The 17888-nt window shown below is 50.4% G+C and carries 14 protein-coding genes; 6 read left to right on the forward strand and 8 right to left on the reverse strand.

The window, feature by feature from the left end:
- Positions 1-20 precede the first annotated feature (20 nt).
- Together ABWW03_RS01215 and ABWW03_RS01220 are read right to left on the reverse strand one after the other, a co-directional pair.
- Positions 21-587: an isochorismatase family protein gene (locus tag ABWW03_RS01215; protein WP_353405857.1), complete on the reverse strand. Its 567-nt coding sequence runs from the start codon at positions 585-587 to the stop codon at positions 21-23.
- Between the two features lie 107 nt (positions 588-694).
- The gene (locus tag ABWW03_RS01220) at positions 695-1117 is read right to left on the reverse strand and encodes an ExbD/TolR family protein (protein WP_353405858.1); all 423 of its coding nucleotides are present in this window, start codon (positions 1115-1117) and stop codon (positions 695-697) included.
- A 489-nt stretch (positions 1118-1606) separates the two neighbouring features.
- Here ABWW03_RS01220 and ABWW03_RS01225 point away from each other — a divergent pair, with 489 nt between their 5' ends.
- Entirely contained in the window at positions 1607-3043 is a 1437-nt protein-coding gene (locus ABWW03_RS01225; RefSeq protein WP_353405859.1) for a coniferyl aldehyde dehydrogenase, read from the forward strand.
- 71 nt (positions 3044-3114) lie between these two features.
- Here the strand turns inward: ABWW03_RS01225 and ABWW03_RS01230 are convergent, their stop codons facing one another.
- Both ABWW03_RS01230 and dinB read right to left on the reverse strand, forming a co-directional pair.
- On the reverse strand, positions 3115-4095 hold the full coding sequence (locus ABWW03_RS01230; protein ID WP_353405860.1) for a hypothetical protein: 981 nt from the start codon (positions 4093-4095) through the stop codon (positions 3115-3117).
- Positions 4096-4302: 207 nt separating this feature from the next.
- The gene (dinB, locus tag ABWW03_RS01235; RefSeq protein ID WP_353405861.1) at positions 4303-5370 is read right to left on the reverse strand and encodes a DNA polymerase IV; all 1068 of its coding nucleotides are present in this window, start codon (positions 5368-5370) and stop codon (positions 4303-4305) included.
- Between the two features lie 168 nt (positions 5371-5538).
- Here dinB and ABWW03_RS01240 point away from each other — a divergent pair, with 168 nt between their 5' ends.
- Both ABWW03_RS01240 and ABWW03_RS01245 read left to right on the forward strand, forming a co-directional pair.
- Positions 5539-5946: a hypothetical protein gene (locus ABWW03_RS01240; protein ID WP_353405862.1), complete on the forward strand. Its 408-nt coding sequence runs from the start codon at positions 5539-5541 to the stop codon at positions 5944-5946.
- 242 nt (positions 5947-6188) lie between these two features.
- Entirely contained in the window at positions 6189-7040 is an 852-nt protein-coding gene (locus ABWW03_RS01245; protein WP_353405863.1) for a hypothetical protein, read from the forward strand.
- Positions 7041-7135: 95 nt separating this feature from the next.
- Here ABWW03_RS01245 and ABWW03_RS01250 read toward each other — a convergent pair whose 3' ends face one another.
- The gene (locus ABWW03_RS01250) at positions 7136-8005 is read right to left on the reverse strand and encodes a LysR family transcriptional regulator (protein ID WP_353405864.1); all 870 of its coding nucleotides are present in this window, start codon (positions 8003-8005) and stop codon (positions 7136-7138) included.
- Between the two features lie 187 nt (positions 8006-8192).
- On the opposite strand from ABWW03_RS01250, the gene ABWW03_RS01255 reads away from it, so the two are divergent.
- Together ABWW03_RS01255 and ABWW03_RS01260 are read left to right on the forward strand one after the other, a co-directional pair.
- Positions 8193-9377 carry an acyl-CoA dehydrogenase gene (locus ABWW03_RS01255; protein WP_353405865.1) on the forward strand — a complete coding sequence of 395 codons (1185 nt, stop codon included), beginning with the start codon at positions 8193-8195 and terminating at the stop codon, positions 9375-9377.
- An 89-nt stretch (positions 9378-9466) separates the two neighbouring features.
- Positions 9467-10717 (forward strand): CaiB/BaiF CoA transferase family protein, encoded by a 1251-nt coding sequence (locus ABWW03_RS01260; RefSeq protein ID WP_353405866.1) that lies wholly within the window; start codon positions 9467-9469, stop codon positions 10715-10717.
- Positions 10718-10739: 22 nt separating this feature from the next.
- Here the strand turns inward: ABWW03_RS01260 and ABWW03_RS01265 are convergent, their stop codons facing one another.
- From ABWW03_RS01265 to ABWW03_RS01275, 3 genes are all read right to left on the reverse strand, one after another.
- Positions 10740-11330 carry a hypothetical protein gene (locus ABWW03_RS01265; protein WP_353405867.1) on the reverse strand — a complete coding sequence of 197 codons (591 nt, stop codon included), beginning with the start codon at positions 11328-11330 and terminating at the stop codon, positions 10740-10742.
- 110 nt (positions 11331-11440) lie between these two features.
- A complete protein-coding gene (locus ABWW03_RS01270) occupies positions 11441-14605 on the reverse strand; it encodes an efflux RND transporter permease subunit (protein ID WP_353405868.1) in 3165 nt (1054 codons plus the stop codon).
- On the reverse strand, positions 14602-15717 hold the full coding sequence (locus ABWW03_RS01275) for an efflux RND transporter periplasmic adaptor subunit (RefSeq protein ID WP_353405869.1): 1116 nt from the start codon (positions 15715-15717) through the stop codon (positions 14602-14604). The genes ABWW03_RS01270 and ABWW03_RS01275 overlap by 4 nt, the downstream gene beginning before the upstream one ends.
- Before the next feature lie 291 nt (positions 15718-16008).
- Here ABWW03_RS01275 and argS point away from each other — a divergent pair, with 291 nt between their 5' ends.
- Positions 16009-17736: an arginine--tRNA ligase gene (argS, locus tag ABWW03_RS01280; RefSeq protein WP_353405870.1), complete on the forward strand. Its 1728-nt coding sequence runs from the start codon at positions 16009-16011 to the stop codon at positions 17734-17736.
- Positions 17737-17888 lie beyond the last annotated feature (152 nt).

Here is a 17888-nt window from a genome sequence, read left to right on the forward strand (position 1 = left end):
GGACGCAAGCAAGTTCGTCATTAAAGAATTTGCTTGCGGCTCAACAACTGACAATATTCCCCGGCCAAATTACTCAATAAAATATCGTGAATTTGCTCTGCGGAGTATTCATTGCCCGCCAGGGTTTTCATTGCCATGGCCGGGCAGCATTCGGGAATCAGATAATTCCGAAACCCCAGGCCCGCGGCCATCCTCACCGTCGCGTCCACTGAGTGATTCAGCAACACCCCCATAAACACCAACTCGGTAATCTTATGTTCATGGAGAAGCTCATTTAAATCCGTTTGAGCAAACGCACAATTCTCCTGCTTGGTAACAAGCAGCTCGCCCACCACAGGTTCCAAGTCGGGTTTAAACTCAAACCAGGGTGAACTGCTATGGTAAGGGGATTGCGTAAAACGGGAAGAGTGGCGTATATGCAACACGGGCCACTGTTGCTGCCGCCAGAAACCCAGAAGTTCAGCGCTGTGCTGCTCCGCCTCCGGATGGCTACGAGAAAATTCACTAAAATGATCAATTGCCTGCTGCCAGTCAATCAACAACAGCGCCGGCATATCGGTCTGAAATTCAAAGCCTGAAGAACTCATTGCATTTCTCCGTTGAAACACAAACGTGGTAGCGCGATTAATCAAAAGCCAGAAACAAAAACAGGAGCCGAAGCTCCTGTTTTACTAACACCTTATTAATGAACCGCTTAGCGCTTTTTAATATCCGGTGCCAGTGAAACGTTATAAACGTTCGCTTCGCGAGCCGCATCGGCAATAGCGATGTACTTTTCAGCGCTCGCTTTACCATCAGCTTTAATAATGACAGAAGCTTTCGGGTTCTCTGCGTGTAAACGCTCGATGTTTGCACGTACAGCGCGTACATCAACACGACGGCCTTCCATCCAGATTTCATCAGTAGCACTGACTTCAACCAAGATGTTCTGCGGTGCATCTGGTGGCGGAGGATTGTCATTCTCAGGTGGAATATTGACCCCAATACCCACTTCCTTCACGAATGAAGCCGTTACAATAAAGAAGATCAACATGATGAAAACCACGTCCAGCATGGGCGTCAGGTCGATATCCGCTTTCTCTTCAACTTCTACTTTGTTCTTCTTACGACGGCTCATTATAGCTCCGTTATTCTACTCTTGATTTACTCTGCTTGATTTCCCCTACCAACAACCTGGACCAACCACACACCTGAGTACAGGAAATATTGGATTTGGCCATATGATTGCACAACTTTTAGACAGCTATCTGGTGGGAAAATTCTGCTGTTTTATCATCGCCTTGGGCAGCTAGTGCCAGCAAGGATGACATGTTAGCCGTTTTGCTTGCCAAGGCCAAGTAGCAAGTCACCTAAAGCTGAAAACCGGGGATATCAGACCCACTTCTAAGCACTGAAGTTTACCTAATCACGCCAAAGATTGAATTCCTTAAGCCTGTTTTAGTACATTTGTGCAATTATTTGGTACTGTGCAAACATGGCCGTAGCCTTCCGCTCGGCCTCGGTGGCCATCAAGGTCCCCATAATAGAGAAGAAAAGGCTATTGATTGACACCACATCAATAGAACGACTGAACACAACACATAGCTATATTCAGGAGACCTGCACCATGAATCAGGCAGCCAGCCCACATATGAACGTCGACGCATCCGCCCAGCGCGTTCAGGAAGTCTACGAGAAACAACGACAGGCTTACCTACAAAACCCTTACCCTAACTATGAAGAGCGCCTGGCGAATCTGCAGAAGTTGGAGAACATCCTGAAAGAGAACCGGGTGGCCATCACCGAGGCCATCAACAAGGATTACGGCAACCGCTCCATTCACGAAACCGAATTCCTCGAACTGTTTGGCTCAATCGATGGCGTCAAATACTGCCGCAAACAACTCAAGAGCTGGATGAAGCCACAAAAGCGCCACACATCCATCTGGTTTTTCGGTGGTAAAAATAAAGTTCTACCGCAACCTAAAGGAGTGGTGGGTATTGTCGTACCGTGGAACTACCCTCTGTTTCTGTGCATGAGCCCGCTGGCCAACGTTCTTGCCGCCGGCAACCGCGCGATGATTAAAATGGCGGCCAATTCTCAAAACCTGTGTCGCCTGCTGGCCGACCTCGTCAATAAGGAATTCGGTGAAGACACGCTCGCCATACTTCCTGGTGTCAGCGCCAATGATTTTACCGATATGCCTTACGACCACATCGTCTTTACCGGCTCTCCGGGTGTCGGCCGTCAGGTCATGGAAAAAGCCGCCAAGAACCTAACCCCGGTCACCCTGGAACTGGGCGGTAAATCACCGTGTATCGTCGCTGAAGACTTCGATATTGAGCTGGCCTGTGAACGTATTCTCCAAGGCAAGCTCTATAACGCCGGCCAAACCTGTGTGGCGCCGGACTATGTCTTTTTGCCTGAAAGCAAAGCCCAGGCTTTCGTTGAGCACGCCAAGAAAATTGTGCCCGAGCGTTATCCGCAACTGGACTCCAAAGATTTCACCTCCATTATCGATACCCGAGCGTATTCCCGCTTAATTCAAACTCTCGACGATGCCAGGGATAAAGGTGCACAAATCATCAATTTGTTGGGAGATGTTCCCCCCAGCGATGAACTGGAAAAAATTCCACCCACTCTGGTTCTCGACAGCACCGGCGACATGACCGTAATGCAAGAAGAAATATTCGGTCCAATTATGCCGGTGAAAACCTATCGTAATATCGAAGAGGTTATCGAGTTCATTAATGTGCGCGAACGCCCATTGGCTCTTTATTTGTTCAGTAAAGACAAGTCGCTACAAGACAAAGTGATTAAGAACACCATTTCCGGTGGTGTCAGCTTGAATGATGTGATGATGCACGTTGCACAACACGACATTCCTTTCGGCGGTGTTGGCAACAGTGGTATGGGCCACTACCACGGCAAAGAAGGCTTTATCGAGTTTTCCAAATTGCGCCCCATTTTCCAGCAAGCGCCAGCTCCCGGTACCAAGTATATGGTTGCACCGTTCGGGAAAACCATGGAATTTATGCTGCGTATGATGCTGGGCAAGCGCTAGGAATCATATAAGCTAAACAAACCAAAAAAGGGCCTTCATGGCCCTTTTTTGGTTTCAGCCGACTGCGAATGCTACAGCTTGCGTTTGTAACTCGCAGCGGCTTTATTACGCTCATCCAAGCGATTCAAAATCGCAGCCATTTCATCAGCCTGCGATTCTGCCTGTTGACGCTTGGCTGCGTCAATGGCCGCTTTTTCCTGGGCAATCGCCTCTTTAATGCGCTTCTCTTTGATACTGGAACCCGTGCGACCTTTCGCAACAGCGACACTGGCTTCAGCCGTCTTACGACGAGACGCTGTGGCAGTGCTTGCTGCAGTCGATGGGGATTTGGGCGGCTTGCTGCTCACCGCTGAGCGTAAAGAATTCTTGCTCTTTTTCGACTTGGCAACAGGCTTTTTCTTTTGGGCCAAACGACGCTGTTCGATTTGCAACAAGATCGCCTGCATTTCTTTGGCTTCCTGGCTGGCTTGCTGCTGACGTAACACCGCGCGCTGCTCGCGCTCGGCATTAATGGCTTCCTTGATGCGCTTTTCCTTACTCGCAGAGCCACTGCGACCACTGGCCAGCTTCTCACTGGATGATGCCGCACTGCTCAAGGACCCTGAGCTCTCTTTTTTCTCAGGTAAGCTTGTAGGCGCTCTCGATGTTGACTTTTTCTCCAGCTCCTCAGCGGGAATCAGCTCTTCTACGAGCTCGCTTTCATACTCGGCTTTCGCCATAGAAAAAAGTTCGCGAATATCGCTGCTCACCTGAGTTGCGCCGCTGCGTTTTGGCGCAGCATCTGGGCCGCGCAGCAACTTAATCGGCTTGGCACTCAGAGCTTCCCGCGCCTCACTTAACAGCTCGCGTAATTCCCGGCTATTTTCAGCAAAGGCCCACTCTTCTACAGTGAACATTTCAACACCGTGCAAACGAATAGCCGCCTGCAACGTCCCCTCTTGACCTTCATCCGCAGCCGCCACAATCGCGGCCCATTGAGCTTCAATCGAATCTTTCGCTGAGCCCACATACACATCTTGGCTCGCTTCACAGCTCACAGTAAAAACAAACACACCTGCTCCCGGCTTTCACTAACACCGAACCCAAAAGGGCCACTCAAAAAGGTGGGCGATTATAATGAGTTCGGCGCGAATTAGTAGCGCCACTTGGGAAAAAACTAAGATTAAGCAAAGCCGGGCTCAGAATCGGCGAATTGTGCTGACTGAAAACGGTCAAAAGTGGACAACTCCGAATGAGCCAGCACCGGGACTGGTCTTTTTTTACGCAAAAAGGTCACTTTGTGGCGGTTCGCTTTCGGGCTCACGGAACCGGACTCCCAACCCTAATAAGCGAACAGGCTGGAAAGCGCGCTCAAACGCCTCGGCCACCAGGTCTTGATAAGTGTTTAGTGAGTAATCAGCCCCCTGCTTTTCCACAGTTGTGGATGAAAAATCATGAAACTTCAGCTTCACAAAGGGCTTGGCGATGAGATAGCTGTCATCCAGAGCCGTCAGGCGCTTTTGCAGGCTGTTCAGCAGCTCGGGAATTTGCTCAATACAGGCATCTAAATCGGGTAAATCACTGGCAAACGTATGCTCTACACTGAGTGATTTTCGTCGACGGCTGCGCTCGACAGCTCGATGATCTCGCCCACGAGATAAATCATATAAACGCTGTCCAAAACTGCCAAATTTCTTTTGCAAAAGCTCGAGATCCATCGTTTGAAGTTGATGGCAGTGAGTGATTCCCATGGACAGCAGTTTTTGCTCGGTAACTTTTCCAACGCCGTAAATTTTATTCACCGGAAGCGCTGCAACAAATTCAGCTTGTTCAGTGTCACTGACAATCGTCAATCCATCGGGCTTTTGCCAATCGCTGGCCACCTTGGCAATGAACTTATTGGAAGCGACGCCAGCCGAAACGGTTATCTGTAATTCTGAACTGACGTCTTGGCGAATTGCCTCAGCAACACTTTTGGCATCTTTAAAACGCCCCTCATTGACGCCCAGACTGACGTCCAAAAATGCTTCATCCAGAGAAAGGGGCTCAATGATATCCGTATAGCGATAAAAAATATCCTGCATCTGCCGGGACACATCCCGATATTTTTCCATATTGGGACGCATGGTCAGAATACCAGGACAAAGTCTGCGGGCATACGCCATTGGCATCGCTGAACGAACCCCGAACCGACGAGCTTCATAATTACAGGTTGCAACAACACCTCGGCCCTTCGCTTCACCACCAATTGCCAAAGGGCGGCCACGCAAATCCGGATCATCCCGCATTTCGACTGAAGCATAAAAACAATCGGCATCGCAGTGAATAATATGGCGCTGTTGTTTCATCGCGTAACGAATAGGCCCTGTAATATAGAGAGTTATGGGGTTTCTTGACCGTAATCGGGTATATAATAGGAAGTATCGGCCGACTGTTTATTATTGTAACACTCAGTCAGGCTTTCATTGAGACAGATTTCACTAGCCGATCTAAGTAAAAACTAAAGAGACTCAACTATGAGCGTAGAATCCTGGGATCCAAATGCCGACGCCCAAAAGAAAAGCTATACGCTGAACCATGACGTGTTACTGAATATTATCGAGCAACGGCAAAAGCACCCTGAGCAGCCCATCGCCGAATATTTTGATGCCGAAGCGCTGCAAATCCACAGCGCGATGATGAAAGTGGATCGTGAAAGTTGGCTGAACACCATCGGACGTTTTACCGAAGCTCAATTGCTCAGTTTAATCGAGTTTTTGACCCTCGCCGAGAAGCAAATTTCCAGCTGGCAGGCTGGCGCTGACTCGCCTGTCATATATATTGTTAAATTCATGCGACAAAGCAAAATGCCTTTGAACAAAGACATGTTGCTATGGATTAAAGCGAACAGCGATAACCGCTTTTTGCCCAATGGCCCGCTATAAAAAATGAAATTTTCTGTTTTTTTTCTAAAATTAATGTGAATTCAAGAAAAACGGCCAATAAATGCCAAAATATGCTATTTTTTTGACCATAAACTCTTGAATTTTGTCAGTAAAGACGTACCTTATACACGCGTCGTAGTCGGCTGGATATTTTTACGATCAGATCCGCATAGTAAGCGGGCTGGCCAGCCACTCAAATGAAGTTTCAGTGCTAGATTTATTAACATTCAAAGGAAAATAAGATGGCAGCTCGCAAAGCTAACGACCCAGTCGCTAAATTAGAAGCAGAACTGGCCAAAATCCAAGCCCAACTGGTTAAGGCTCGTGCCAAGCAGGAATCTGACCTGGGTAAAGAAACCACCAAACTGGAAAAAGCCGCTGCTAAAGCCGCTGCCAAAGCGAAAGCTTCTGGTAACAAGGTTGCAGCAATTCGTAAGAAGAAGAAGTCTGCTGCTCAAGCCAAGCAATTGGCTGCTGCTTCTAAAACTGCAGCTGCTGACAAAAAAGCCGCTGCTGAAGCAAAAGCTGCGGTTTCTGCCAGCAAAGCTGAGTTGAAAGCGATTAAAGCTGCCAACAAGAGCGCCAACGACCAAGCTAAGGCAATTGCCAAAGCTGAAGCGGCAATGGCCAAGAAGCAGAAAACTGCTGACAAGAAAGCCGCTGCCAAGCAAAAAGCCGCAGATAAGAAAGCGGCTGCTCGCGCTAAAGTAGCTGCCAAGAAGAAAGCTGAGCGTGAAAAGGTTGCTGCTAAGAAAGCCGCTGCTAAAGCCAAGGCTGCTGCCAAAGCGAAAGCTGCTCGCGAGAAGGCTGCTGCTAAGAAAGCCGCTGCTAAAGCCAAAGCTGCTGAAAAGAAAGCTGCCGCTAAAGCCAAAGCCGCTGAGAAGAAAGCTGCAGCTAAGCAAAAAGCTGCTGAGAAGAAAGCCGCTGCTAAAGCCAAAAAAGCCGCTGCTGCTAAGAAAAAGCCTGCGGCTAAGAAGAAACCAGCTGCCAAGAAGAAGCCTGCTGCTAAAAAAGCTCCAGCCAAGAAAGCTGTTGCCAAGAAGAAGCCTGCTTCTCGTCGTGGTCGCCCTGCAAAGAAAGCTGCTAAGAAGTAATTACAGCGATCTGAGCAAAAACGGCGCTTCGGCGCCGTTTTTTATGTCCCTTGTTTTTGTCCAAGCACATTATATCCCGACTTCCCCACCGCCGCTCAGGCATCCCCAATCAGATAGTCCACAAAAGCCCGATTGGCCGGTGACAAATATCCCCCTTTTTTCCACCCAATGCCCATTTCGATGAATTGTGGTTCATTGAAAGGTAACGCCAAGAGTTTTTGCTCCTCTTCGACCAGACGTCGTAAGCACAGACACATTCCCTGCCCAGACGCGACCATACTGACCATCAAACGCAGAATATCCGTCTCTACAATAATGTTTGCTTTATGACCGGCTTGCGCTTCAAGGTGATTCAAAATCTGACGTAAGTGATAACCCTGGTGATAAACCAACAAGGGCTCATCCTTAATATCATGAAAATCAATGGCCTTCTTTTTTGCAAAAGGGTGATCAAGCGCCATACAAAGCACGACTTCTTCTTTTAATAGGTAGCTGGATTCGATCAACTCTGAATGCTGACGCACATTGACAATGGCCATATCCGTTGAGCCATCCAACAGCATTTGCTCGGCACGCTGGGTTCCTTCAGCCGTAATATGCAAATCGATACCAGGATAAGCCTGCCGGAAGCCAATCAGCTTTTCCGGTAAGTAATAAGAACCCAACATCGCCGGTGTATCCAAACGAACCTGACCACTCATTAAGGCTTCTAATTCTTTAAGCTCATCTTTCGCCTGCTGAAACTCACTTAGAATTCGCTCGGCACGAAACAAGAGCTTTTCTCCGGCGGCCGTGAGTCCAATTCGACGATCAATGCGATTAAACAGAGGGGTCGATAATTCTTCTTCCAATTTCTTCACGGCGATACTGACCGCCGGTTGAGCCATATGCAATTCCAAGGCAGCCTTGGTGAAACTCTGACTGATCGCTACTTGGCGAAATATTTGTAGTTGTCGCTTGTCCATGGGCCCTCGCAAGATCGATTCACGAACACAAACCATATATAAAATATATGCCAACAATATAAACGATATATTTTATATATGCACACAGCTGGAGTATAATTACATTACACGTGAAGCATTTACCTATGACTTATACAGCCTGGATAAATGCCTTAATTAGCGAAACCACACTCAAGCGGAGCACACCATGGCGAAGTCCCCCTGGGCCAGCTTTAACTGGCAAGACCCATTCCTGATGGATTCAATGTTGACTGAAGAAGAGCGCATGGTGCGTGATTCTGCCCACCAATACGCCCAGGAGCAGCTGCTGCCTCGCGTACGTGAGGCCTACCAAAAGGAAGAAACCGATATCAATATCTTCCGCGAAATGGGCGAGATGGGCCTGTTGGGCGCGCCTCTGGAAGGTTATGGCTGCCCTGGTGTGAGCTATGTTGCCTACGGTTTGATTGCCCGTGAAGTTGAGCGTGTGGATTCGGGCTACCGTTCCATGATGTCCGTACAATCCAGCCTGGTTATGTTTCCGATCTGGAGCTACGGCAGTGAAGAACAGAAAGAAAAATACCTGCCGAAACTGGCCAGCGGTGAATACATTGGCTGTTTCGGTTTGACCGAACCCGATCACGGCTCTGATCCAGGCTCCATGATCACTCGCGCCAAAAAAGTTGATGGCGGCTATCGCTTGAGTGGCGCCAAAATGTGGATCACCAACTCCCCAATCGCCGATGTATTTGTCGTGTGGGCCAAAACTGAAGACGACGTAATTCGTGGCTTTATTCTGGAAAAAGGTTGGGAAGGTTTAAGCGCACCGAAGATTGAAGGCAAGCTGGCCTTGCGTGCCTCCATCACAGGCGAAATCGTTATGGACAATGTATTCGTTCCAGACGAAAACCTGATGCCGGGTGTCCAGGGTTTGAAAGGCCCATTCGGTTGCTTGAACTCCGCTCGTTTAGGTATTTCCTGGGGCGCTCTGGGTGCCGCAGAAGCTTGTTGGCACTCCGCTCGTGAATACACCATGGACCGCAAGCAGTTTGGTCGCCCATTGGCACAAACTCAGTTGATCCAGAAAAAATTGGCAGTCATGCAAACTGACATCAGCCTGGGTCTGATGGGCAGCTTACGCGCGTCTCAATTGAAAGACGCTGGTCAATTGGCGCCTGAGCTGATCTCTATGATGAAGCGCAATAACTGCGTAAAAGCATTGGAAATTGCCCGCGAAGCTCGTGATATGCACGGTGGCAACGGTATTTCTGATGAGTATCCGGTTATGCGCCATATGTGCAACCTGGAAGTGGTGAACACCTATGAAGGCACCCAGGACATTCACGCACTGATTCTTGGCCGCGCTCAAACCGGCCTGCAGGCGTTCTTCTAAGCAAGACCCTATCGGAGGCGGGCTTCATAGCCCGCCCCCTACTTCCGCGCATTCGCGCACGACGTACTTATTTTATTTTTGGAGCAGTCATGTCCAGCCAGGTTTCCGAATCCCAAAAAACTGGCCCACTCAGTGGTTTCCGCGTTCTCGATATGAGCCGCATTCTTGCCGGCCCATGGAGCGCACAAACACTGGCCGATCTCGGTGCACAAGTGATTAAAGTTGAGCGCCCAAAGGTGGGTGACGACACCCGACGCTGGGGACCGCCCTACCTGAAAGATAAGAACGGAGAAGAGACCGCCGAAGCCGCCTACTACACTGCGGCCAACCGTGGAAAAGATTCCATTACTATCGATATTACCCAGACCGAAGGTCAGGCAATCATTAAACAGCTCGCCGCAAAATGCGATGTGCTGATTGAAAATTATAAAGTCGGCGGCTTGAAAAAATACGGGCTGGATTACGATGCCTTGAAAGAAATTAATCCTGCCCTGGTGTACTGCTCTATTACTGGTTTCGGCCAAGATGGCCCATACGCTCAACGCGCGGGTTACGACTTTATGATTCAGGGCATGGGCGGCTTAATGAGTATCACCGGCGAAAAAGACGGTGAGCCAGGTGCCGGCCCACAAAAAGTAGGCGTTGCTGTGACCGATTTATTTACGGGTCTGTACGCCACCATTGCAATTCAGGGGGCCTTGCTGGAACGTGAGCGTTCCGGTTTGGGACAACACATTGATCTCGCCCTGCTGGATGTTCAAACGGCAGTACTCGCCAATCAAGCCAGTAATTATCTGGTCGGAGGTATCGTTCCGCAGCGCATGGGCAATGCCCACCCAAACATCGTTCCTTATCAGGCCTTTGCCACTCAAGACGGCTTTATCATTTTAGCCGTAGGTAACGATGGTCAATTTGAAAAGCTGCTGCAGTTGGCTGGCCGCGAAGCGCTAATGCAGGACGAACGCTTTGCCACAAACCCTGCCCGTGTTCAGAACCGAGATATTGTCTGCCAGGAAGTGGCTGACATTATGGTGCTGCAGAGCAGTGAATACTGGCTGGAAGAACTCTCCGTTCGCGGTGTCCCTTGTGGCCCGATCAATACTATTGAACAGGTTTTTACCAACCCTCAGATTCAACATCGCCAGATGCAAATTGATGTTGAGCATCCTTTATCAGGCAGCATTGCCCTGTGTAACAGCCCCATCAAATACAGCCGCACTGCGATTGATATCCAAAAAGCGCCGCCACTGTTAGGCAGCGACACTGACAATGTACTTTCTGAAATGCTGGGAATGGATACCGCGCAACTCAATCGCCTGAGGGAAAAGGGCTGCATCTAAATCGCCATATGATGCGACGGGGCTAGGGAGTGTCTTCCTCACGCCCTGTCAGCTTCAAGCGGTAGCTGGTGCCGCTGGTAAAAATGCATTCCGCTCGAAACGCCAGACGCTCGCCAATTAAACTCACCGCATCGAAATCAATCGCAATCCCTACCGTCGCATCTTTGTAGAGTGTCGGCTCCGGGCGCTCCCGAGTCAGCACACGAATGGTCCGAAAATCTTCATACATATCCGCCACGGCTTTATTACAAGCCGTCCAGAATTCACGCATAGAGCGCTCACTGGGACCTTTATGGAAACGGGATTTAGTGCGGTCGTAGGTTTTGAAACTGGTGCCATCAAGCAGCAGTGAGAAGGTTTTACGCTCATCGTCCCGACAAAGTATTTTGAATACAGGAACCTGCTGACTGCTCAAGTCGACATTCACCGTACCTTTGAGCACTCGGCTGCAACGAGGGTTCTCCCTCGCCACCTCTACCGCCTGTTTTAACTGCGGCAGTTTCCCCTTGTAGCTGGTGGGCAACCACAGGTAGGGGTCAGCCGCCTTCGAGGCAGTGGTATAGAACAGGAGAGAGAAGATGAATATACAACGGGCCAGCATCGGAGATTCCACATATTTTCTTACTATAGTTATAGCGGAAAATTTCCATATTGCTTGAGCGAGAGTATCAAGACGCATAAAAAAGCCCGGCATACGCCGGGCTTGTCGCGACCACTTCGGACTTAAGCCGCCTGTCCTTTTCGCCCGCTGGGCAGGACATAACGACGGAACAGATATACGATCCGCTGAGGTAATACCAGCAGCACTGGAGTCACGACCAAGGTCAGAATCGTGGAGAACACCAAACCGTAGACCACAGCACTGGCCAATGGCACGAAGAATGAGGCAATCACACCACCCGAAACAATCTCGCGCCCCACAAAGTCCACACTCGTTCCCAGAGCAATCGGCAGGAGACCCAAAACCGTTGTGACCGTCGTCAGAAACACCGGACGCAAACGTTGTGCACAAGCACGTACCACGGCCTCGGCCGGAGTCAGTTCAGAATCCTGCTGACGGACATGATTGTAGGTATCGATCAACACAATATTGTTGTTCACCACAATACCTGCCAGGGCCACAATACCCACCCCGGTCAAAATCACACTGAAGGTCTGTTGGGTAATCAGCAAGCCCAGCATTACACCCGCCGTAGACATAATCACAGCCGATAGAATCAGAATGCCCTGGTAGAAGCTATTAAACTGGGTAACCAACAAGACAAACATCAGGAACAGGGCCAGAGAGAACGCCACCGACAGGAAAGCCGCCGAATTGTTTTGTTCTTCATTAGCGCCACGGAATTCCACTTTCACCTCGGAATCTCTTGGCTGCTCGGCCAACCAGGCTTCAATCTCCTTCACCTTGTTATCGGCGAGAACCCCGGGTTGCACGTCTGCACGTACCATCATGATTTCAATGCCGTCGACCCGCTTCACTTTATCCACTTTGGGTTGAGCTTCACGACTGACGAAACTGGAAATTGGCGTGGAACCGGAATGGGTATTCACGCGCAGATCATCCAATGCCATCATGCCGCGTTCGGCATCCGGATAACGCACACGGATGTCCACTTCTTCGTCGGCATCGTCGGGACGATACTCACCCACTTTCACACCGTTGGTGACCAGCTGAACCGCGCGGCCCACTTCCACAATATTGGCACCCATCTGAGCGGCCAGGGAGCGGTCCACTTTTAATTCCCACTCAATACCCGGCAAGGGGGTCGTGTCAGTCACATCACGCAAACCTTCAAACTCAGTGTCCAATGCATGGTGAATACGACGCGCAGTTGCCACCAGTTTGTCGTGGTTGTGCGAAGCGATTTGGATTTGAATCGGCTTACCCACCGGCGGGCCACCTTCAAAGGCATTCGCACTCACCAGGACACCCGGAATGTCTTTGGTGTTCTTGTTAATATCGGCGAACACTTCACGGGTTCGTTTGGTCAGTTTCTGAGGGTCATCCAATTCAACCAGTAAGGTGCCCACCTGGTCTTTTTCTGGAGGACGCGCGCCACCACCTTGGGTACCGCCGCTACCACTGGCCGAATAAGTTGAAACCACACCCGGGGTCGCAATCACTCGGCGTTCAACTTCCTGCACAATATCGCGCACTTCTTCTACGGATAAATTACCCTGGGCACGCACCGCCACCTGGCCATACTTCTCTTCGGTTTCCGTAAAGAACTCAACGCCGGCATTGCCAGCACCATAGGCCATAAAGATAACGATCAATGTAAACAGACTGACGCCGAACATCACCACGGGGCGTCGCAATAAAGTCGTCAACAAGCGAGCATAGGCGCCCGTGACACCCGCCACTTTAGTGGGCGACTCCGTTTCCAATTTACGTAAATACTGTTGGACGTCCTGCTCCATTTCACTGCGGCCCATTAATGACCCCAATACAGGCGCAAATAAAAGTGCATACAGTAAAGAGCCGGTCAGAACGGCAAAGACGGTGGTGGGCAAATAACCCATAAACTCACCCGCCACACCCGGCCAGAACATCAACGGTAAGAACGCGGCAAGAGTGGTTGCGGTTGAAGCCACCACCGGCCAAAACATACGCTTCACTGAAATCTGATAGGCCGCTTTCGCGCTTAAGCCTTCAGCCATTTTCCGATCAGCAAACTCGGTAATGACGATGGCCCCATCGATTAACATCCCCAGGGCCAGCAACATGCCGAACATCACCATAAAGTTAAAGGTGTACCCCATATAGGAAATAATAATGATGGCGAACAGCAGGGAAAACGGAATACCCAAACCCACCAGCAGGCCCGAGCGGAATCCCAGTGCGGCAACAACAATAACCATCACCAATAACATGGCGGTCACAATATTACCTTCCATCTCTCCGATCATGCCCAGGGCAAATTCGGACTGATCGAGAATGTATTCAACGGTGACGCCCTTGGGAATATTGGCGGCATTCTCATTCACAATCGCCTGGACTTTTCGAGTCACAGCAATCTGGTTCGCATCACGGCGCTTGGTCACTTCAACGGCAATGGCGCTCTGACCATTTACGCTGGTAAAACGACTTGGGTCTTTAAAAGTTCGGCGAATATCCGTGACTTCGCCAAGTGTCACGACACCATCAGCGGTGGACTTGATCGGGATACCGTAAACATCTTGAGCGGTTTCGATCAGACCGGGAACCTTAATTGCAAAACGGCCCTGGCTGCTGTCCAACTCACCAGCCGGCACCAACAGGTTGTTGCCGATGACGGCATTGATCAATTCAGTACTGGTAATACCGTAGTGTTCAAGCTGATCGGGATTAATGATCACCTCAACCACTTCTTCACGGTGCCCCACCATATTGGCTTCGAGAATATCGGGCAAACCTTCGAACTGACGCTTCAGATTCTGCGCCGTTTTAAACAAAGTACGTTCAGAAACATCGCCTCGGAAGGTTACAACAATCGCTGGAAAATCACTGGCCGATGCCTCTTCCACAACCGGCTCTTCCGCCTCGGTGGGTAACTTGGCCTTGGCACGGTCAACGGCTTCACGCACTTCGGTCACAGCCAGTTTGATATCTTTATCCGATTCAAACTCCACCAGAATATACGCGGTAGATTCACGCGCGGTACCACTGAGCTCTTCGAGACCTTCAAGCGTACGCAGTTCCTGCTCAAGAGGACGCAGCAATAAGCGAGCACCATCCTCAGGAGAAATACCCTCCTGAAAAACAGACACAATCACAAACGGCAGGCTGACGTCCGGCTGCATTTCCACCGCCATTTTCTCGCGGGAAAACATGCCAACCAGCACGATCAGAAACAATACGCACAAGGTGCTCCGAAAGCGACCTACGGCTACATCAAGAAATTTCATAGACTGGCCGCCTGCTCCTCTGCCTTAGCTCCGCCGGCAAATTGGTAAGCGACTTTTTCACCTTTGGCCACGTACTCCTGGCCAACAGTGATCAACAGAGAAGATTCCGGAATTCCGAGCACCCAAACACCGTTGTCATCATTACCAATAATGTCCACCAGATAGAACTGAACCACTTTGGTTTCATCCACGATGCGAACACCGACCTGGCCATCGTCGTCCAGTGTCAGCAATGACGCCGGAATATGAAAAGCTTCCACAGAACCGACCGGAATCACCAGTTTGCTGGTAATACCCGCCAACAGTTTGCCTTCGGCATTGGGCACTTCAACTTCAATGGGGAAAGTACGTGTAACGGTGTCAGACTCGCGACCGATATAACGAATGCGACCGGTCACCTGCTCACCTGTGCGCAGTTTGGCATGCGCCTCACTACCTACCTGCAAACGAGCCACATCGGTTTCAGAAACCTGGCCAGCCAACACCAGAGGATCAAGATCAATCACGCGGGCACAGGTGTCACCTTTGCGCATATAGTCGCCCAGCTCAACCGGACGCAGATCCACGACGCCATCAAAAGGCGCCTTAATATTCAGATTGGCCAAATCCAGCTCACTGCGCTGCAAATTCGCTTTTGCGGTCTGCAATCGAGCTTTCGCGCCAGCAATCGCTGTTTTGGACTGATAGCCACCCGACTTCAAACGCAGGGCGCCGTCATATTCCAACTGGGCTTGCTGCACAGAAGCTTTGGCTTCATCCAAACGCAATTGACGATCTTCCATGGCAATTTGACACATGGTATCGCCAATCTTCACCTGGGCACCTTTCACCACGGGCTGCTGGGCCACACGGCCTTCAACTTCGGCACGCACATCAACCATACGATGGGCCTGGGTGCGGGCACGTACTCGCACCTGGAGGGCATAGGGTTCGCTTTTTAATCGCTGAACCTGCACAGTGGTCAGCTTATCGTCGGCTTTCACTTCACGCTCAGCCTCTTCGGAATCCGAGCTAATCACCAAGCCCGACAACATCCACAACGCTGAAAACAAAGCGATGACCGACGCGATGCGATAATTTTTACTTTCCCATAGGGAACTAAGACTCTGCATACTTATGAACCAAGAGCATCAACATAAAAAAGAAGGGTAAGTTTGAGGCTAGTAATTTAGCGTCAGCAAGCGAAACCGCAAGCCAATAAATGTAAAGCGCTACAAAACCTACTAATTCTAGCAGAGATACAGACAATCGCGGCATTTTAGGCATATTTATGCAATTTTCGAATGCATATTCGCACATGCTGATAAAGTATCGAAGGATTGACTTTTACCGTTGCTTAGCTTGCATCTATATAGCCGCAAGTTACAATCTCGCCTTTCTTTTTTTGCCCGCTTGGACGAGTTATGAATATCCGTGAAATCCTGAACCAGCGTTTTGCCGAAGCCATGTTGGCGGCCGGCATCCCGGCTGACTGTGCGCCTCATGTTGCGCCCAGTAAAAATCCGCAATTTGGCGACTATCAAGCAAACGGTGCCATGGGCGCCGCAAAAGCTATGGGCCGAAAGCCGCGCGACATTGCCCAGGAGATTTTGGATCAGGTCAAGCTTGATGATCTGGCCGAGAAAACGGACATTGCCGGCCCAGGCTTCATCAATATCCACTTGCGCCCACAGTGGATGGCCGAGCAACTGACCCAACAAGACAGCAATGCGCGCAGCAACGACGAGGCCCAAACCGTCGTGGTCGACTACTCATCTCCGAACCTGGCGAAAGAAATGCACGTTGGTCATCTGCGCTCCACCATCATCGGTGACAGCCTTGCTCGTGTGCTGGAGTTTATGGGGCATAACGTCATTCGCCAGAACCATGTCGGCGACTGGGGTACCCAGTTTGGCATGCTGACTGCCGAGCTTGAAGAACAACTCGGGCAAAACCAGGCCGCCAGCATAGCCCTGAAGGATCTGGAACAGTTCTACCAGCAGGCGAAAAAACACTTCGACGATGACGCCACCTTCGCCGATAAAGCGCGCGATTATGTGGTGAAACTGCAGAGTGGTGACGCCAAATTACTCGAGCTGTGGGAACAGTTTCGTGACGTTTCTCTGGAGCACGGCGAAGAACTCTATGAGGCACTGGGCGTTACCCTGAGCCGCGACGATGTGAAAGGTGAAAGCTTTTACAACGACGATCTGGCCAATGTGGTCAGTGAATTGAAAGCTCAAGGCCTGGCCGTCGAAGATGGGGGGGCCATCGTGGTCTTCCTGGAAGAGTTGGCCGACAAAGAAGGCAAGCCTTCAGTGGTCATTATCCAGAAAAAGGGTGGCGGCTACCTGTACGCCACTACCGATTTAGCCGCCATGCGCCATCGCGTCGGAGCGCTAAACGCCGACCGTATCATGTACTTTATCGATGCACGTCAATCACTGCACATGAAGCAGATGTTTATCCTGGGCCGCAAGGCCGGTTTTGTTGATGACAACGTCAGCCTGGAGCACCACGCCTTTGGCACCATGATGGGCGAAGACGGCACACCGTTTAAAACCCGCAGCGGCGGCACCGTCAAACTCGCCGACCTGACCACCGAAGCGGTTGAGCGCGCAAGTGCATTGGTCAAGTCAAAAAATCCGGACCTGAGCGAGGACGAGTGTGCTGAGATTGGTCGCAAAGTGGGTATCGGCGCGGTGAAATACGCTGACCTGTCAAAGACCCGCACCAACGATTACATCTTCAGCTGGGAATCGATGCTCAGTTTCGAAGGCAATACTGCACCGTATCTGCAATACGCCTATGCGCGTATTCAAAGTATTTTCCGTCGTGCCGCGGTGAATGCTGACGAGATCAATGCTACCCTGACTCTGAAGGCGAGCGAAGAACAGGCATTGGCCCTGAAACTGCTGCGCTTTGACGAAGCCATTGAACAAGTCGCCAAAGAAGCCTACCCACATATTCTGTGTACCTACCTCTATGAAACCGCCAGCTTGTATATGAAGTTCTACGAGGCCTGCCCAATCCTGAAAGACGGAGTAAGCGAGGAAGACAAGATGAGCCGCCTTCAACTGTGCGCCGCCACGGCCAGCATCCTGCGAACGGGCCTCGGCTTACTTGGCATCGAAACTATGGAAAAGATGTAATACAACAACCCGGCCAAGGCCGGGTTTTTTATTTCCGTTGAATAAGCACACTGAAGACCTCCCTGACCCGCCAAGTTTCACTTTTGACCATTTTTATTATTTTTTGCCAAGGCAATGACGCATCTGGCCATTGCGAGTCACTCTCAACTGGG

Source organism: Pseudoteredinibacter isoporae (genome assembly GCF_040372805.1).
Taxonomy (GTDB): Bacteria; Pseudomonadota; Gammaproteobacteria; order Pseudomonadales; family Cellvibrionaceae; genus Pseudoteredinibacter; species Pseudoteredinibacter isoporae_A.

Bases quoted from the DNA above. Each gene is read 5' to 3' on its own strand.
- ABWW03_RS01225 (WP_353405859.1), top strand. From the start codon at position 1,607: ATGAATCAGGCAGCCAGCCCACATATGAACGTCGACGCATCCGCCCAG.
- ABWW03_RS01275 (WP_353405869.1), bottom strand. From the start codon at position 15,717: ATGCAGAGTCTTAGTTCCCTATGGGAAAGTAAAAATTATCGCATCGCG.
- ABWW03_RS01220 (WP_353405858.1), bottom strand. From the start codon at position 1,117: ATGAGCCGTCGTAAGAAGAACAAAGTAGAAGTTGAAGAGAAAGCGGAT.
- ABWW03_RS01270 (WP_353405868.1), bottom strand. From the start codon at position 14,605: ATGAAATTTCTTGATGTAGCCGTAGGTCGCTTTCGGAGCACCTTGTGC.
- ABWW03_RS01240 (WP_353405862.1), top strand. From the start codon at position 5,539: ATGAGCGTAGAATCCTGGGATCCAAATGCCGACGCCCAAAAGAAAAGC.
- ABWW03_RS01250 (WP_353405864.1), bottom strand. From the start codon at position 8,005: ATGGACAAGCGACAACTACAAATATTTCGCCAAGTAGCGATCAGTCAG.
- ABWW03_RS01245 (WP_353405863.1), top strand. From the start codon at position 6,189: ATGGCAGCTCGCAAAGCTAACGACCCAGTCGCTAAATTAGAAGCAGAA.
- argS (WP_353405870.1), top strand. From the start codon at position 16,009: ATGAATATCCGTGAAATCCTGAACCAGCGTTTTGCCGAAGCCATGTTG.
- dinB (WP_353405861.1), bottom strand. From the start codon at position 5,370: ATGAAACAACAGCGCCATATTATTCACTGCGATGCCGATTGTTTTTAT.
- ABWW03_RS01260 (WP_353405866.1), top strand. From the start codon at position 9,467: ATGTCCAGCCAGGTTTCCGAATCCCAAAAAACTGGCCCACTCAGTGGT.
- ABWW03_RS01255 (WP_353405865.1), top strand. From the start codon at position 8,193: ATGGCGAAGTCCCCCTGGGCCAGCTTTAACTGGCAAGACCCATTCCTG.
- ABWW03_RS01215 (WP_353405857.1), bottom strand. From the start codon at position 587: ATGAGTTCTTCAGGCTTTGAATTTCAGACCGATATGCCGGCGCTGTTG.